Raw genomic sequence first — 15,826 nt, 5'->3', positions numbered from 1 at the left:
AACAACCATCATGGTTGTTTTTTTATGTTTTATTCATTTCCCTGCTGTCTCATCCAATCACATAAATCCCTGACGATTTGTGCATTATGAGCTGACGGAAAGTAATGGGTATACTCAGGGAAGTACCAAGTATCGTACTGTTTATCTTTCTCACGTAAAGCATCTTCGAGCAAGATTGCCTGTTCAAATGAAACATTATCATCCTTCATTCCGTGGATGATCAAAACAGGGGCATTGATTTCATCCACCTTGAATAACGCAGTCCGTTCCCGGTATGCATCAGGCATACTATTCGGCGTGCCGCCAATGACCCGCTTCATCATACGGCGCATATCTTCCCGTTCATTATATGTAAAGATTACATCCGAGACACCGGCCCATGTTACAACTGATGTGATGTCCTCCCGTAAAATCGCTGTCCAGAGTGCCATAATGCCGCCACGGGAGAATGCATAAAGATGGATACGTTCCTTGTTCAACTTCGGACTTTGCTTTATGACTTCAACAGCGTTGACCGCGTCCTGACGATCGTCCCCGGCAAACTCGTCTCGCCCTTCCCCACCTCTGTTTCCTCGGTAATATGGAGCAAAGACGACAAAACCTTGTGAAGCGAACTGTGCAATTCTGGCAGGTCGGACCATTCCGACATGCTGAATGCCCCCGCGCAAGTAAATGATCCCTTCATAGTTGCCACCGTTAATCGGTTCAGCAAGCAACCCTTTCACTTTAAGCCCATCCGACCAATACGTTATTTCTTCTAGATAGATTTGTGGATTTGGGGATGGATATTCTCTTCTGTGCAAAATTGCCCCATTAGGAAACATATGAATCCACCCACTTTCGAATTTCAACCATCCCAGCATCTTTCATATGAAAACTCAATTCATCGCAGTTTGACAATTGTTCATCCGTCATCCAAAATGCACCTTCTGTCTCAAACAGCTGGGGGTTTTCTTCAATGCTGAATACTTTCCCTGTGAACACTGCCTTGCAAAATGTTACATTGCTCATTACGACATATTCAGCAAACTTGACGAGATCTGTAATTGTCACACCAGTTTCTTCTATCGTTTCTCGTATTGCAGCTTCAGTAAGTGTTTCCCCTTCTTCCGCCTTGCCTCCAGGAAATTCTATTCCGCGAACGGAGTGGCGTGTCACGAGCCATTTCCCTTCATGTTTCAATACAACGAGCACATGCCTCGCTTCCATGCCAAAACGATTTTCACCGAAAGTCAGCTCAACATGCGCCCCTTGTAAATCTTTAAATATCGTTGCTATATGAGTCACGTCCTTTCACAATCAATTGGATGATTGAACAGGAGCAGATGGAATCTTTGGTGTTCCCTTCGTAAAATACGGCAGCTGTTCAATGAATTTCTTCGTTTCATCATCGCTAAATTCATGAACCAATGCATAGAGCATCATCGTCCTTCGATCAACATCATGATTATCCCGGTCATAATGATATGGGACATACGGCAAATGTGATCGTAGGAAATTCCGAAATTCTAATCGGTCCATTTGGCTAAACAATTGATGAAAAACTGGAACAAGTTCCCTACTCATCTCCACTTCGTATTCCCATGGAGACGCATGCTTATGTGAATAAACTTGTTGATTCGCAATCGAGACGTACATTCTGACTTTATCGTTTTCCATATGAGCACCCACTTTTTTGTCGTAGTATGGCTCATATCAGATATTCGATTCAATGCGTTCAGATGGAATTCACTTCTTCATTTGCTACACGTTCGACAGCACTCGCTACATTAGCATGTACGGCTGGATCTAATGGATGTGGAACAAGATCACCTGGTTTTGTACTATCCAGAATTGCTAATGCTGCAGCAATTAGCATCGGATATGTAATATCTTTCGCGTGAGCATTTAAAGCACCTCTGAAAATTCCAGGGAACCCAAGAATATTGTTCACTTGTCTGCCATCCGCGGCAAAAGCGGCTCCAGCTCGTAAAGCAACTTCAGGATCAATTTCCGCATTTGGATTGGACAGTGCCAAAACGATTTGCCCTTTACGGACCATCTCAGGCTTAATTAACCCTTGCACGCCAGTCGTTGCAATTACGATATCACAAGTTTGCATAATCTCATCAACAGAATTCAAAGCAGTACCGCCATGTTGCTTCAGTCTATCAATCGCTTCGGGATTAGGATCAACACCACGCATTTCCTTCACGCCATATGCCATTAGCATCCTGCTAATGGCGAGCCCTGCAGCCCCTAATCCAATTTGACCGACAATGGATTGCGATAGTTCCACACCTGATTGCCTGCATGCTGAAAGAACGGAAGCGAGTGTGACGACTGCGGTTCCATGTTGGTCGTCATGCATGACAGGGATTTGAAGCTCAGCTTTCAATCTCTCTTCGATTTCAAAGCAATGAGGCGAACCGATATCCTCCAATAGAATTCCGCCGAAGCTTTGGTGAATATGCTTGACGGTTTCCACGATTCTCTCAGGATCGCTCGTATCAAGCAATATTGGAATTCCGCTAATGCCAGCGAATTGATCGAACAAGACCGCCTTTCCTTCCATGACAGGCATACCGGCGACAGGACCGATATTGCCGAGCCCTAAAATTGCTGTTCCGTCCGTTACGATCGCAACCGTGTTAGAAATGCCTGTAAAATAATCTGCTTGCACCGGATCATTTTGTATCACTTTACAAACATTGGCGACTCCCGGCGTGTAAATTCGTCGAAGGTCTCCTAATGAACGGACTTCCACGCGGCTCTTCATAGCAATCTTACCGCCCTCATGCGCATGCAAAACATCATCCGTTACCGCATGCACATGAATGCCTTCTCCGATTGCATTAATAGCAGTAACAATTTTCTCCAATTGCTCCTCACTCGTACACTGGATGGAAACGTCCCTTATTGTCGATAACGTTCCTACTTTTATTGTTTGGATATCCCCAATATCGCCTTCTAAAACACCGATAGCTGTTGCGACTTTTGCAAAATTCCCCGGTTTGGATGGTGTTTCAATAATTAAATTTCTTATAAATTGGATTTGTGTCATGATGTCGCCTCCTATATGATCCTCTCACTTCTCGTACCCCATTTTACACATATTGAGTAGCTGCAACAAAAATAAAGCACGAATTTCCTAGATTGCAAGGAAATTCGCGCTCTTTACTTCAAGCCTTTACATCGACAGCCGAACCTTTATAAGGATGGACCGCCGGTTGATCCTGCATACTTTGCAGCATGTCTGTCACTGCAGTTGCATTCACCGATAAAGCTTTATTCATGACACTCAATTGAACTGTAGATTGCAAACTTCTCAATTGGCTTGCCATGATGGAGTTCATGTTCATAAACCATTCCTCCTTTACAATGCTACTATCGGTGAAAAAATCGATTATTCAAGAATGCATGCTCATTTATTCTCTTCTCCAAGAAAAGCATTTAACATCCATTGATGCTTCTCAATGCTTTGATACGTTGCATTTAATATGTCCTCTGTCATATCGTCACCGATTTCCGCCGCATATTCCATTCCTTTTTTCAAGGATTTCATAATTTTATCAAAATCATCAGCGATTGTTTTCACCATATCCTCGGCTTGTTCATCGCCTTTCGCCTCTTTTACGACAGACTGCTCCAAATGCTCCTTTAACGTAGCAGTTGGAGTTCCACCAAGAGTCAACACTCGTTCGGCGATTTCATCCATATGTGCAGTCGCTTCGTTATAAAGCTCCTCAAATTTTGCATGCAACGTAAAAAATTGTTTCCCTTTTACATACCAATGATAATTATGCAGCTTGGCATACATGACTGACCAAGTAGATACTTGTACATTCAGTTCTTCCATTAATTCTTTAGACATAAAAAAACCCCTCTTCAAATTTATATTTACAGAGCATCTCCCTGTTAATTTACCACTGGAACAAATAAAATAAACATACATGAGAAAGCAAGGTGTTCACCATTGAAAACAATATTAATCGGTATTATTAAGACATATCAAAAAATCATTTCTCCACTTACTCCGCCATCATGCCGTTTCTATCCTACTTGCTCGCATTACGGTGTAGAAGCGCTTCAGAAACACGGCGCTTTGAAAGGTTCATGGCTGACGATTCAACGGATATTGAAATGCCATCCTTTCCATGAAGGCGGCTTTGATCCGGTACCGGAAAAACTCGAAAAGAAAAAATAAATTGATGACCGGCAATTGCCGGTTTTTTTCTTTTCAGTTGCGGAAACTATTGTTAACGTGTATTATAAGGAAGTGTTTAAATCGTAATCATTACTATTAATACAGTGGAGGATTTATTTATGAAGAAAAGAGCACTCATTCTTCTGGCACTCATCATGACTTTGCTCATTGGTGCATGCGGGACTAAGAATGTAAAAGACAATACTGGAACAGCCAACGAAGGGAAATTATCTGTCTATACGACAGTATATCCCTTACAATATTTTACCGAGCGGATCGGCGGGGAGTTAGTCGATGTGAAATCAATCTATCCTGCAGGAGCGGATGAGCATTCATTTGATCCGACACAAAAAGATATGATTGCGCTATCGGATGCGGATCTGTTCTTTTATATCGGTCTAGGACTTGAAGGATTTGTGGAAAGCGCTCAAAAGACGTTACAGAATGAACATGTTGAATTAGTGGCAACTGCAGAGTCCATATCAGAGGATCAACTTGAAGAAGGACATCATGAGGACGAGGAAGAAGGGCATGAGGAACATGGACATGAACATGGCCAATTCGATCCTCACGTTTGGATTTCACCAGTCCTTAGCATCGAACTAGCTTCTTCCATTAAAGAATCGCTCATTGCAAAAAAGCCCGATGAGAAAGAAACGTTCGAAAAGAATTTCGATCTGCTCGAAAACGACTTGATCGAGTTGGATGAGCGGTTCAAGGAAATGGCCGCCAAGGCCGAAACGAAAACGTATTTTGTCTCACATGCCGCATTTGGGTATATTGCGAACGAATATGGATTGAAACAAGTAGCAATCGCTGGATTGAATTCGCAAAGTGAGCCTTCACAAAAGCAGCTTGCACAAATTGTCGAGCAAGCTAAGGAAGAAAATGTACAATATATTTTATTCGAACAGAATGTTTCATCGAAGTTAACAGAAGTCGTCAGGAAGGAAATCGGCGCGGAATCATTAATGCTTCATAATTTAGGTGTGCTCACACAAGACGATATAAACAATGACGAATCATACTTCACATTGATGGAACGGAACTTGCATGTTTTTGAGCAAGCACTACAAGCCAATAAATAAAAAAGTGGAGAGGGGGTTAAAACCCCTCTCTACTTTTTATGTATTCCAGTAGCCGCCCACTCTTTCAGTTTACGACGGAGAAGTTTATTGGATGCATTCCGTGGCAGTTCATCTACTAAATGGAATGCTTTCGGAATCTTATATCGAGCAAGCTGTTGTACACAATAATCTTCCAAATCGGTCACTGATACATTTTTGTAACCGACGATGAAAGCGACTGGCACACTGCCCCATTCAGGGTGATCCTGTCCACAAACGCCCGCCTCTTTAACGTGTGGATGTGAAATAAGGACGTTTTCGATTTCTGCAGGATAAATATTTTCTCCTCCGGAAATAATCAAATCGGACCGTCTATCGACGATGAATAAATAGCCATCCTCATCGATATAACCAATATCCCCTGTCGGCAGCCAACCGTCCTCTAACGGATCTCTTTCCGAAGCATGGCCGATATAGCCTAGCGTCACATGTGGGCCCTTTATGAGCACCTCACCAAAATCTCCTGGCTGTTCTGCATCTCTAATCTTAATCCGATTGAAAAATAAAGGTTTGCCTGCGGATCCGGACTTCTGCAAAGCGTCTTCTGAGGAAAGTGTTGCGGTTTGTGAACTTGTTTCGGTCATCCCGTACGTCTGCAAAACAGGCAACTGATAATTTGCGGCTCTTCGCAAGTAATCATCCGGTACCGGACCTCCACCTGCCAACATCGTCTTGAAGGATGGATGAGCAACTGATCCTTTTGTCTCAAATTCTTCGAGGATCCTGTGCAATCCTGTTGCCACAACAGAAATTCTTGTCGCAGTTCCATTTTCTATTTCATCCACAATCGAAATTGCATCAAATTTTTCATAAAGCCGTACACCCATCCCATAAATGACAGATCGAGCAAGAATCGAGAAACCGCTAATATGGAATAATGGCATCGTGCAAAGCCAAATGTCATCATCCGCTAATCCTAAATTCAAGACGGAAGACAAAGCGCTCGATGTATGATTGCCAGCTGTTTGTCGGACACCTTTCGGAAAACCTGTCGTCCCTGACGTATACATAATTGTAATCGTCCGTGACGGTTCCCATATTTCAGTAACCGTGAAACTTTCTTTACCACTTGATTCTATTGCGGAAAATGTCAGCTTGGAAGTGTTTATCTCTTTGATACGATCAAGAAATTCATCATCGACAATTAAAACTGACGCGTCACAATCATTCAATTGCCAAGAAATCTCTTTCGATGATAGCCTGCTGTTCAACATGACAATTTCCAGACCTGCTAAAAGACATCCGTGAATGACAAACACCATATTCGGCGTCGAACGACCCAACAAAGCAATTCGATCACCTTCATTCAACCCATTCCATCTTAACTTCTGTGCAATTTCTGATGCCTCTTCCAATAGTTGCCGAAATGTCCATTGCTCTTCTCCAAATGAAAGGGCCATGCGATTCGGCGTTATATATGCTCTTTGAAGCAACCAATTAGGAATCATACACTCACCTTCCGTCGAATAGAAAAGCTGCCTCGTAAAAAAGGCAGCCTTAGATAATTTGGTATTTATGACAATATTAAGGGAATCGTGGGAATTGACCGAAGTCAGGCTTGCGCTTCTCTTTGAACGCATCGCGTCCCTCTTTCGCCTCATCTGTTGTGTAATAAAGCAAAGTAGCATCTCCGGCCATTTGTTGTAGACCAGCAAGTCCGTCTGTATCGGCATTCATTGCTGCTTTAATGAAACGGAGCGCAGTCGGGCTCATTGAAAGCATCTCCTCACACCATTGGACCGTTTCGTCTTCCAATTGCTCATAAGGGACAACAGTGTTTACAAGACCCATGTCCAAGGCTTGTTGTGCATCGTATTGGCGGCATAGATACCAAATTTCTCTTGCTTTCTTATGGCCGATAATACGTGCCAAGTAACCTGAACCATATCCTGCATCAAATGAACCGACTTTCGGTCCTGTTTGACCAAATCGAGCGTTGTCTGCTGCAATTGTCAAATCGCATACGACATGCAATACATGACCACCACCGATTGCATAGCCTGCAACCATCGCGACGACAGGTTTCGGAATGACGCGGATCAATCTTTGCAAGTCAAGGACGTTCAAACGAGGAATTTCGTCATCCCCTACATATCCTCCATGACCGCGTACCGATTGGTCGCCTCCTGAGCAGAATGCTTTCTCGCCTTCACCTGTTAGTATGATAACACCGATACTTTCGTCATCACGCGCACGAGAAAACGCATCAATCATCTCCATTACAGTTTTAGGACGGAATGCATTGCGTACTTCCGGACGGTTAATTGTCACTTTTGCAATGCCGTTGTACTTTTCGTATTTAATATCTTCATATGTACGGATTGTTTCCCATTGACGAGTCATTTTTTTCCTCCTCCAATTGTTATAGATCCATCAAATACTCCATAATCATTGTAGCAAACAATCGTGGTTTTTCCACGTGAATTGCATGACCCGCGCCAGAAACGACTATATGCCGCCATGTAGGAGAAAGGTTGCTCATTTCCCGGGCAATTGCTACAAATTTCGCATCGAGCTCCCCCGTTATAAGAAAAACAGGATTTGATATCGAATTAAGGGCTTCCCAATAGGAATTCTGACTGCCCGTTCCTATACCTAACAGACTGTTTGCAAGCCCAATGGTATTTTGCTGCAGTCTTTCTCTTCTGACTTCCTGCCTTTTCTCTGCAGGAAGACTTTTTTGCGATTCAAAAAGGGGGATATTCTCCCATTTTTCGACAAAAGAAGCAATGCCTTCGTCAATAATCTTACTAGCCAACAATTTGTCTGCTGTTTTTCGCTCCATCCTGTCATGTTCTTTCAAAAGACCTGGGGATGAGCTTTCTAGAATCAATGCTTTAACACGGTTTGGATAATGGATCGTATATGCTAGTGCAATACGACCACCCATTGAGTAACCTACCAAGTAAAAAGAATCTAATTTTAAATACTCAAAAAGCGCTTCCAGATCTTCAACCTGTTCCTCCATCGAATAGCGCTCCGCATTGTCGGGAACAGTTGTTTTCCCGTGTCCTGTCAAGTCAATGGCAATTGTCCGATATGATCCTTTAAGTTCATTTCGAACTTCTGTCCAAGTAGCAGAACTTCCTGTAAACCCATGTAGGAAAACGATGGCGGGCAAATGACGATCGCCCTCCATCTTCACATGTATTGAAAGTCCACGCACTGGAATTTGAAGATTATTCATCTCCATCCAGCCCCTTTGTAATACCTGCCCAGTACGAGCGATGAGCTTTTACATTCAACGGTCGGCTCGTGAACACTTCGATGATACGGACATCCTTCGTCTTTACTTTTTGAAGTTCAGCTTTGAACTCTTCTGCAGTACTAACTGCGGCGTATTGGGCGTCATACATGGCACCGATATGTTCGAACGTTAATCCTGTCGGTGTTCCAAACAGCTCCTCGAAATGGTTTTCCACAGTCGATTGGGGAAGATATGAAAAAATTCCACCACCGTCATTATTCACTATGACAATCGTCAAATTCGTTTTATGGAATCGCGAGACGATTAATCCATTGACGTCATGTAAAAAGGATAAATCGCCAATGAGCAAGTATGTCGGTCTGTTTCGTGCCGCTTCGATGCCGAATGCCGTAGATATGACACCATCTATACCGTTTGTTCCTCTATTGGAAAATATCGTAACGTCTTTCTCTGTCTTATAGAAAAATGTGTCTACATCACGGATCGGCATGCTGCTTCCGCTGATCAGATCACTTCCATCCGGAAGCATATCGAATAAAGTTTTCGCGATAATCCCTTCATCACCAACTAAGCCTTCATAACGCCGAGTCTCTGTTTCCACAAACATATCGGCCGAAGACCACATGTCAGTATAGGAAGTCGCTTCTTGCTGTTCTGCAACTTCATACACGGACGCAGGCGAGGATTGCAGGTGATGCGTGACAACGCCTAGTGAATCCCTGAACTCCGGTGACTCATCCAAGGCCATAAACACTTCCGGCCGACTTTTTTTCAAAAATAACATTAGTGGTTTCGATACAGGCTGCGCTCCGAAACGGATCACTGTATCTGGTACTGCATTCATTTTGAATTTCTCACTTTTTAAGATCGCATCATAATGAGCGATGCATAGCGATTTACATTCCTCAGGCACTTCCGAACGCAAGTTGGATAAAGGATCACATAGTACAGGCCATTGCAGCCGTTTTGCAAAATCCCAGAATGCATCTTTATCGAATCCAACCGGCAATTCCCCTGCAATGATCATTCCACTTTTCGCATTTGAAAAGAGATTCGAAAGCGCTTGTTTTTGATTAACCGATAATTCAATCTCGCCGTGAATACTTTCAACAAAAGTCGCTGCACGTGCTTTCCTATCAAAATCGATTAGCAAAGGCTCACGAAGTGGAATGTTCAGATGGATAGGTCCCATCGGTTTGGTCAAAGCAACGGACACGGCACGATTGACATGCCTTTCCAAAAACCGATCAATTTCCTCATTATCTTCTGCTAATGGAAGATCCACACTGAATTTCACATGCTTCCCGTACATATTCAATTGATCGATTGCCTGTGGCGCACCTACACCTCTCAATTCATGTGGGCGGTCAGCCGTCAGGACAATTAATGGAATGCGGGCATAGTATGCTTCAGTGATTGCAGGATGATAGTTAGATGCCGCTGTTCCCGATGTACATAAAAGAACAACCGGTCTGCCTGATGCTTTCGCTAAACCTAGCGCAAAATACGCTGCTGACCTTTCATCGACTTGCATATATGTCTGCAGATTGTCTGATGAAGCAAATGCATAGGCAAGAGGCGTTGAACGAGATCCTGGGCTTATGACCGCCTCCTTGACACCTGCCTGCAGCAACGTATCAGTCATTCGCAATACATGGTCTGTCAAAACCTGTCTTTCATCCATTCAACTTTCCTCCAAGCGCCCGCAAGACCGGTCTCAATTTTACCCAAGTTTCATCATATTCCAATTCAGGAACAGAATCTGCAACAATTCCTCCTCCAGCATATAAATACGCTTTGTCCTCATTAATAAGTGCTGAACGAATGGCGACTGCAAATTCTCCATTGCCTGCAGCATCGGTCCAACCGATAGGAGCAGCATAAAAACCACGATCCATCTCTTCTTCCTGCCGAATAATCTGCAAGGCGACATCTGTCGGAACTCCACCTAACGCAGGTGTTGGATGCAATGCATCTACAAAAGAGAATATATCGTTCTCCTGTCCAAGTGTTCCTTCAACAGGTGTATAGAGATGTTGAATATCTCTTATTTTCATCAGCTTCGGTGTTTTAGGAATGAGTACTTCACTACAATATCTATCAAAAATATTGGAGATCATGCTCACGACGTGCTGATGCTCTTCTCGGTTCTTCCGATCGCCTAATAGCTCATCACCAAGCGACTTATCTTCTTGAGCTGATTTCCCGCGCCGAATCGATCCGGCAACACATGCCGAGTACGCTTTCCCATTCTTAATTTCGATGAGACGTTCAGGTGTTGCACCAAAAAAGAGCGACTTCCCTTTTTGAAGCCCGAAGTGATAACTCTCTTGCTGTTCGTTTGTAATTGCGTGCAATACGTTGACGCTATTGACATCTTGTTCAAATTCAAGCTCAAGTGCCCGGGCAATGACGACTTTGTCCGCCCTTCCTTTACGAATCAAATCAGTAGCATTTTCCACCGCGCTCATATATTGCTCTTTCCCTCGTTCTGTTGTAGCAACGATCCTATTGTGATTCGTAAAATCAAACTCCTCCACCTGTGCATTATGGATCAGTTTATCGCGCTCGTCCCGGAGCCTTTCAAAATCCAACGCGGCTTCTTTTTGATCCGTAATCATATTGATGGAGATCATCGTTTTGCCATCCTCGATCTTCAATTGAAAGGACGGAACGACGAAATAACCGGACGGGAATTCATTCCACTCCGATTCGATCCTGTTTTTCTCGTCAAATGAAAATCCCCCGAAAAGAACAGGATCGATATCCTTTTCTTCTTTTATTAAAATGGAGCAAAGCTGTTTCCATTGCTCCGATATGTCTTTAAAGCGGCCATCGGTTTTTCCGTTCGCCAACGTATAGGCATGTCCTATCCCGACAAGTGTTAATGTCTTGTCCGCATTTTGCCAATAAAATCGTTTGTCTTTGTATTGAGAAGCACCCGCTTCAAAAAAAGACAAAGGCGATATCCTTCCCACTTCGACAGTTTCCGTGAAGAAGCGTGTACTTGGAGAAATCACCACTTTTTGCATTTCACGTACATCCGTCATCTTGTGACCCATCGTTTTCTCTCCTTCATCTTCAATCCTCGTCTTGCCAATTGAACTACTTACTTTTTTTGTAGAAGAATGAGTTCCTTAGTTCCATTATATCGGAATTTCTTCAATCTCGCATAGATAATGCAAACAAGGATACCTCTTTGTGACGTTTTGGAGTACAATGGATAACGGAAACATAAGGATAGGAGAGAATACATTGCAACATACTATTAAAGCTGATTCCGGATGGCGAATATGGTGGCAGCTTACTAGACCGCATACTTTGACTGCTGCTTTCGCTCCGGTTTTCCTAGGGACAATGATTGCTTTAACTCACGGAAAACTTCATTTTCCTTTATTTCTAGCTATGCTCATTGCCAGTCTTTTCATTCAAATGGCAACCAATATGTTCAATGAGTATTATGATTTCAAACGTGGTTTGGACAATGAAAATTCGGTTGGAATTGGTGGCACGATCGTTCGGAATGGCGTCAAACCTAAAACAGTTTTGAACATTGCACTTGCATTGTACGCAGTATCCGTTTTAATCGGAATTTATATATGTATGGAGACGTCTTGGACACTTGCCCTTGTGGGAGCCGTTTCAATGCTTATCGGTTACTTGTACACCGGTGGTCCGCTCCCGATCGCTTACACGCCTTTTGGAGAGCTTGTATCCGGTGTTGTAATGGGAATGCTGCTAATCTTAATCGCCTTCTATATTCAGACCGGTGAAGTGACAGCAGATGCTGTGCTCATTTCCATACCAAGTATGCTTCTCGTCGCTGCCATAATGATGTCCAATAACATCCGCGATCTAGAGGGTGATAAGGAAGGCGGCAGGAAGACATTAGCTATACTTGTAGGAAGATCCAAAGCAATATCAATCCTCGCCTCATTTTTTATCGTGTCGTATAGCTGGATTATCATACTCATCGTTTTAGGATATGTAACACCGTGGGCATTGCTCGTTTTTCTAAGCGTTCGAAAACCGATGAAAGCTATTGCTACTTTTCGCGCTTACCAACTTCCTCTGGAAGTAATGCCAGCAATGAAGAATACAGCTGTCACAAATACGTTATTTGGTTTGTTATTAGGAATCAGCATCCTAATCGGCCATATCCTATAAGTACACCTATGGACTTGCCAATTTGGCGGGTCCATTTTTTCTGTATTTGTATTCCATGTTTAGTTCATCGCTTCAAAAGGAATTAAGAAGATACAAAGCTTTCATTGCTATGAACTGATTGGACACCGACCATACTAATACAACTAATATAAAAGGATGTGCTGAACATGTTAACAGCTGAACAGAAATCAATGCTGAAGAAAAGCTTATTAGAAATGAAATCACAATTACAAAAAACGGAAAGTGAAACGGATATTAGAGACTCTGCAAGAGAAGAAATAGGGGAATTATCAACGTACGACAACCATCCAGGAGATATGGGCACTGAGTTATTTGAAAGACAAAAGGATCTGGCCCTACACGTCCATGCAGGCGATGAATCCGATAAAGTGGAGCATGCTTTAACCGCCCTCACTAACGGAACATATGGATATTGTGAAGTGTGTAAAGCTGAAATACCGTACGAAAGGCTAGAAGTACTTCCTTACACGACATACTGCATAGATCATACACCGGAACGAGATATCCCGAACGATCGACCATCGGAAGAGGACGTATTAATAATGGCCAACCCTAATACGTTCGCAGACAGAAGAGAAACCGCTCATAGGGAACACAATGAAAGAGACAGTGAAGACAGCTTTCAGGAAATTGCTAAATTCGGTACATCCGAAACACCTTCTGATTTTACAGGCGACCATGATGATTATAATACCCTTTATGACAATGAACTGATGGATGGTGCAACCGAAGAGATAGAAGAGTTCGTCAGTACCGATATCACTGGGGAAGCAAGAGGCTTTGTCCGGTCAGAGATGTCTGAAGAATATGAAGGGGAATTAGACGAGGAAGGAATGGAATCACCTCTCGGAGATATTCCGTATCATCAAAGAGACAGCTACACCGGAGATAAATAAGATAACAAAACTGCTGCAGATATCAACTTTCTGCAGCAGTTTTGCGTTGGTATGCCCCACCCTTCCATAATCTTGCTCAAAAAATTTTGAATGGGTTTATAACAATAGAAAAACAGGTGATGAAAAATGAAATGTTTTTCATCACCTGTTTAAGTGTGGACTTCGTAAACAGTCCATCTGTATGACCCCTACGGGATTCGAACCCGTGTTACCGCCGTGAAAGGGCGGTGTCTTAACCGCTTGACCAAGGGGCCAATTATTATGGCGGAGAAGGAGGGATTCGAACCCTCGCGCCGCTTTCGCGACCTACGCCCTTAGCAGGGGCGCCTCTTGAGCCACTTGAGTACTTCCCCGTATAAAGTTGGCTCCGCAGGTAGGACTCGAACCTACGACCGATCGGTTAACAGCCGATTGCTCTACCACTGAGCTACTGCGGAATATGATGGGCCTAAGTGGACTCGAACCACCGACCTCACGCTTATCAGGCGTGCGCTCTAACCAGCTGAGCTATAGGCCCATGGAGCGGGTGAAGGGAATCGAACCCTCATCATCAGCTTGGAAGGCTGAGGTTTTACCACTAAACTACACCCGCAAGGAATGGTGGCTCAGGACGGAATCGAACCGCCGACACAAGGATTTTCAGTCCTTTGCTCTACCGACTGAGCTACTGAGCCACATTGACTTGGAAAACTGATAGTTTCTATAAGAGTCACTTAGAAATCTACAATCATCAAATCGTAAATACTATGTAATGAAATAAATGGCGGTCCCGACCGGGATCGAACCGGCGATCTCCTGCGTGACAGGCAGGCATGTTAACCGCTACACCACGGGACCATTTGGTTGCGGGGGCAGGATTTGAACCTGCGACCTTCGGGTTATGAGCCCGACGAGCTGCCACTGCTCCACCCCGCGATAATGTTAGTTGTAGGAGTTTTAAATCCTACGCATATTGCTGTGTTTTGGGACTTAGCTGTAATTTCCTTTTAGGAAATTACACAAATCTCATTCTGCGTGATGAGATTTGCTCCACCCCGCGATAATGTTAGTTGTAGGAATTTAACACTCCTACATATTTGGTTTTCCAAGGAGCCACTATTGTACTTTTGAAATAAATGGCGGAGGAAGAGGGATTCGAACCCCCGCGGGCTTTAACACCCCTGTCGGTTTTCAAGACCGATCCCTTCAGCCAGGCTTGGGTATTCCTCCGTGATGACTATTCAAATAGTGGTGGACCTTGCAGGACTCGAACCTGCGACCGGACGGTTATGAGCCGTCTGCTCTAACCAACTGAGCTAAAGGTCCTTTAGGATGGCGGCAGAGGGGATCGAACCCCCGACCTTACGGGTATGAACCGTACGCTCTAGCCAGCTGAGCTACGCCGCCAGGAAAAGTATTAATATAATGGTGGAGCCTAGCGGGATCGAACCGCTGACCTCCTGCGTGCAAGGCAGGCGCTCTCCCAGCTGAGCTAAGGCCCCATTGTAAGAAGTGGTCGGGAAGACAGGATTCGAACCTGCGACCCCTTGGTCCCAAACCAAGTGCTCTACCAAGCTGAGCTACTTCCCGTTTTACAAGAATGAATGGCGCGCCCGGAAGAATTCGAATCCACAACCTTCTGATCCGTAGTCAGACGCTCTATCCAATTGAGCTACGGGCGCATTATAATAAATGTTTGGTGCCGAGAACCGGAATCGAACCGGTACGGTAGTCACCTACCGCAGGATTTTAAGTCCTGTGCGTCTGCCAGTTCCGCCACCCCGGCAAATCATTTGGAGCGGAAGACGGGATTCGAACCCGCGACCCCGACCTTGGCAAGGTCGTATTCTACCACTGAACTACTTCCGCATTGAAGTGCGGGTGAAGGGAGTCGAACCCCCACGCCTTACGGCACTAGATCCTAAGTCTAGCGTGTCTGCCAGTTCCACCACACCCGCATATTCATATCAAGACAGAGAGTCAAGAAATGGTGAGCCATGCAGGATTCGAACCTGCGACCCTCTGATTAAAAGTCAGATGCTCTACCGACTGAGCTAATGGCTCATAAAAATGGTGCCGGCGATAGGAGTCGAACCCACGACCTACTGATTACAAGTCAGTTGCTCTACCAACTGAGCTACACCGGCGAATCATATTTTTAAAGTATTATGGTGGAGGATGACGGGTTCGAACCGCCGACCCCCTGCTTGTAAGGCAGGTGCTCTCCCAGCTGAGCTAATCC

At 44.1% G+C, this 15,826-nt stretch carries 15 protein-coding genes and 19 tRNA genes; 4 read left to right on the top strand and 30 right to left on the bottom strand.

The genetic code is table 11. The features are described from left to right. Nucleotides 1-29: 29 nt before the first annotated feature. From ACTHPA_RS13890 to ACTHPA_RS13865, 6 genes are all read right to left on the bottom strand, one after another. Nucleotides 30-824 (bottom strand): alpha/beta hydrolase family protein, encoded by a 795-nt coding sequence (locus ACTHPA_RS13890; protein ID WP_440501015.1) that lies wholly within the window; start codon nt 822-824, stop codon nt 30-32. Next, nucleotides 814-1,287 (bottom strand): NUDIX hydrolase, encoded by a 474-nt coding sequence (locus tag ACTHPA_RS13885; protein ID WP_440501014.1) that lies wholly within the window; start codon nt 1,285-1,287, stop codon nt 814-816. The genes ACTHPA_RS13890 and ACTHPA_RS13885 overlap by 11 nt, the downstream gene beginning before the upstream one ends. 12 nt (nt 1,288-1,299) lie before the next feature. Further along, nucleotides 1,300-1,659 carry a transposase gene (locus tag ACTHPA_RS13880; RefSeq protein WP_440501013.1) on the bottom strand — a complete coding sequence of 120 codons (360 nt, stop codon included), beginning with the start codon at nt 1,657-1,659 and terminating at the stop codon, nt 1,300-1,302. A 58-nt stretch (nt 1,660-1,717) separates the two neighbouring features. Continuing rightward, nucleotides 1,718-3,043 carry an NAD-dependent malic enzyme gene (locus tag ACTHPA_RS13875; RefSeq protein WP_440501012.1) on the bottom strand — a complete coding sequence of 442 codons (1,326 nt, stop codon included), beginning with the start codon at nt 3,041-3,043 and terminating at the stop codon, nt 1,718-1,720. 118 nt (nt 3,044-3,161) lie between these two features. Then, on the bottom strand, nt 3,162-3,341 hold the full coding sequence (locus tag ACTHPA_RS13870) for a putative motility protein (RefSeq protein ID WP_440501011.1): 180 nt from the start codon (nt 3,339-3,341) through the stop codon (nt 3,162-3,164). A gap of 62 nt (nt 3,342-3,403) precedes the next feature. Further along, a complete protein-coding gene (locus ACTHPA_RS13865) occupies nt 3,404-3,853 on the bottom strand; it encodes a Dps family protein (RefSeq protein ID WP_440501009.1) in 450 nt (149 codons plus the stop codon). 102 nt (nt 3,854-3,955) lie between these two features. On the opposite strand from ACTHPA_RS13865, the gene yidD reads away from it, so the two are divergent. Together yidD and ACTHPA_RS13855 are read left to right on the top strand one after the other, a co-directional pair. After that, the gene (gene yidD / locus ACTHPA_RS13860) at nt 3,956-4,186 is read left to right on the top strand and encodes a membrane protein insertion efficiency factor YidD (protein ID WP_440501008.1); all 231 of its coding nucleotides are present in this window, start codon (nt 3,956-3,958) and stop codon (nt 4,184-4,186) included. Nucleotides 4,187-4,305: 119 nt separating this feature from the next. After that, nucleotides 4,306-5,274 (top strand): metal ABC transporter solute-binding protein, Zn/Mn family, encoded by a 969-nt coding sequence (locus tag ACTHPA_RS13855; protein ID WP_440501006.1) that lies wholly within the window; start codon nt 4,306-4,308, stop codon nt 5,272-5,274. Nucleotides 5,275-5,303: 29 nt separating this feature from the next. Here the strand turns inward: ACTHPA_RS13855 and ACTHPA_RS13850 are convergent, their stop codons facing one another. From ACTHPA_RS13850 to ACTHPA_RS13830, 5 genes are all read right to left on the bottom strand, one after another. Further along, nucleotides 5,304-6,761, bottom strand: coding sequence for an o-succinylbenzoate--CoA ligase (locus ACTHPA_RS13850; protein WP_440501005.1), 1,458 nt, complete (start codon nt 6,759-6,761; stop codon nt 5,304-5,306). Nucleotides 6,762-6,837: 76 nt separating this feature from the next. Further along, nucleotides 6,838-7,656 (bottom strand): 1,4-dihydroxy-2-naphthoyl-CoA synthase, encoded by an 819-nt coding sequence (gene menB / locus ACTHPA_RS13845; RefSeq protein WP_440501003.1) that lies wholly within the window; start codon nt 7,654-7,656, stop codon nt 6,838-6,840. A gap of 19 nt (nt 7,657-7,675) precedes the next feature. Continuing rightward, complete coding sequence (menH, locus tag ACTHPA_RS13840) at nt 7,676-8,500, bottom strand: 2-succinyl-6-hydroxy-2,4-cyclohexadiene-1-carboxylate synthase (RefSeq protein ID WP_440501001.1); 825 nt, start codon at nt 8,498-8,500, stop codon at nt 7,676-7,678. Next, nucleotides 8,493-10,205 (bottom strand): 2-succinyl-5-enolpyruvyl-6-hydroxy-3-cyclohexene-1-carboxylic-acid synthase, encoded by a 1,713-nt coding sequence (gene menD, locus ACTHPA_RS13835; RefSeq protein WP_440501000.1) that lies wholly within the window; start codon nt 10,203-10,205, stop codon nt 8,493-8,495. Before menD ends, menH begins: the two co-directional genes overlap by 8 nt. Continuing rightward, entirely contained in the window at nt 10,198-11,583 is a 1,386-nt protein-coding gene (locus ACTHPA_RS13830; protein WP_440500999.1) for an isochorismate synthase, read from the bottom strand. The genes menD and ACTHPA_RS13830 overlap by 8 nt, the downstream gene beginning before the upstream one ends. A gap of 193 nt (nt 11,584-11,776) precedes the next feature. Between ACTHPA_RS13830 and ACTHPA_RS13825 the strand changes: the two genes are divergently transcribed. Together ACTHPA_RS13825 and ACTHPA_RS13820 are read left to right on the top strand one after the other, a co-directional pair. Next, nucleotides 11,777-12,688: a 1,4-dihydroxy-2-naphthoate polyprenyltransferase gene (locus ACTHPA_RS13825; protein WP_440500997.1), complete on the top strand. Its 912-nt coding sequence runs from the start codon at nt 11,777-11,779 to the stop codon at nt 12,686-12,688. Between the two features lie 167 nt (nt 12,689-12,855). Next, entirely contained in the window at nt 12,856-13,605 is a 750-nt protein-coding gene (locus ACTHPA_RS13820) for a TraR/DksA C4-type zinc finger protein (protein ID WP_440500995.1), read from the top strand. A 182-nt stretch (nt 13,606-13,787) separates the two neighbouring features. On the opposite strand, the gene ACTHPA_RS13815 is transcribed toward ACTHPA_RS13820, so the two are convergent. The 19 genes from ACTHPA_RS13815 to ACTHPA_RS13725 form a co-directional block, all read right to left on the bottom strand. Then, nucleotides 13,788-13,859 (bottom strand) — tRNA-Glu (locus tag ACTHPA_RS13815). An 8-nt stretch (nt 13,860-13,867) separates the two neighbouring features. Further along, nucleotides 13,868-13,958, bottom strand: a tRNA-Ser gene (locus tag ACTHPA_RS13810). A 9-nt stretch (nt 13,959-13,967) separates the two neighbouring features. Next, nucleotides 13,968-14,042, bottom strand: a tRNA-Asn gene (locus ACTHPA_RS13805). 6 nt (nt 14,043-14,048) lie between these two features. Further along, nucleotides 14,049-14,122, bottom strand: a tRNA-Ile gene (locus ACTHPA_RS13800). A 1-nt stretch (nt 14,123) separates the two neighbouring features. Continuing rightward, nucleotides 14,124-14,197 (bottom strand) — tRNA-Gly (locus tag ACTHPA_RS13795). A 6-nt stretch (nt 14,198-14,203) separates the two neighbouring features. Continuing rightward, a tRNA-Phe gene (locus ACTHPA_RS13790) sits at nt 14,204-14,279 on the bottom strand. Between the two features lie 87 nt (nt 14,280-14,366). Continuing rightward, nucleotides 14,367-14,442, bottom strand: a tRNA-Asp gene (locus tag ACTHPA_RS13785). A gap of 3 nt (nt 14,443-14,445) precedes the next feature. After that, nucleotides 14,446-14,520, bottom strand: a tRNA-Met gene (locus ACTHPA_RS13780). A gap of 201 nt (nt 14,521-14,721) precedes the next feature. Next, nucleotides 14,722-14,814 (bottom strand) — tRNA-Ser (locus tag ACTHPA_RS13775). A gap of 19 nt (nt 14,815-14,833) precedes the next feature. Continuing rightward, nucleotides 14,834-14,910 (bottom strand) — tRNA-Ile (locus ACTHPA_RS13770). 7 nt (nt 14,911-14,917) lie between these two features. Further along, nucleotides 14,918-14,991 (bottom strand) — tRNA-Met (locus ACTHPA_RS13765). A 19-nt stretch (nt 14,992-15,010) separates the two neighbouring features. Next, a tRNA-Ala gene (locus ACTHPA_RS13760) sits at nt 15,011-15,086 on the bottom strand. An 11-nt stretch (nt 15,087-15,097) separates the two neighbouring features. After that, nucleotides 15,098-15,174, bottom strand: a tRNA-Pro gene (locus ACTHPA_RS13755). Nucleotides 15,175-15,189: 15 nt separating this feature from the next. After that, nucleotides 15,190-15,266 (bottom strand) — tRNA-Arg (locus tag ACTHPA_RS13750). A 15-nt stretch (nt 15,267-15,281) separates the two neighbouring features. Then, nucleotides 15,282-15,370: transfer RNA gene (locus ACTHPA_RS13745), tRNA-Leu, on the bottom strand. 8 nt (nt 15,371-15,378) lie between these two features. Then, nucleotides 15,379-15,453 (bottom strand) — tRNA-Gly (locus ACTHPA_RS13740). Nucleotides 15,454-15,460: 7 nt separating this feature from the next. After that, a tRNA-Leu gene (locus tag ACTHPA_RS13735) sits at nt 15,461-15,542 on the bottom strand. A gap of 30 nt (nt 15,543-15,572) precedes the next feature. Further along, a tRNA-Lys gene (locus ACTHPA_RS13730) sits at nt 15,573-15,648 on the bottom strand. Nucleotides 15,649-15,655: 7 nt separating this feature from the next. Then, a tRNA-Thr gene (locus ACTHPA_RS13725) sits at nt 15,656-15,731 on the bottom strand. Nucleotides 15,732-15,826 lie beyond the last annotated feature (95 nt).

Origin of the sequence: Sporosarcina sp. SAFN-015 (assembly GCF_051966875.1) — a bacterium.
Lineage (GTDB): Bacteria > Bacillota > Bacilli > Bacillales_A > Planococcaceae > Sporosarcina.
This window is presented reverse-complemented; position numbering and strand designations above follow the sequence as displayed.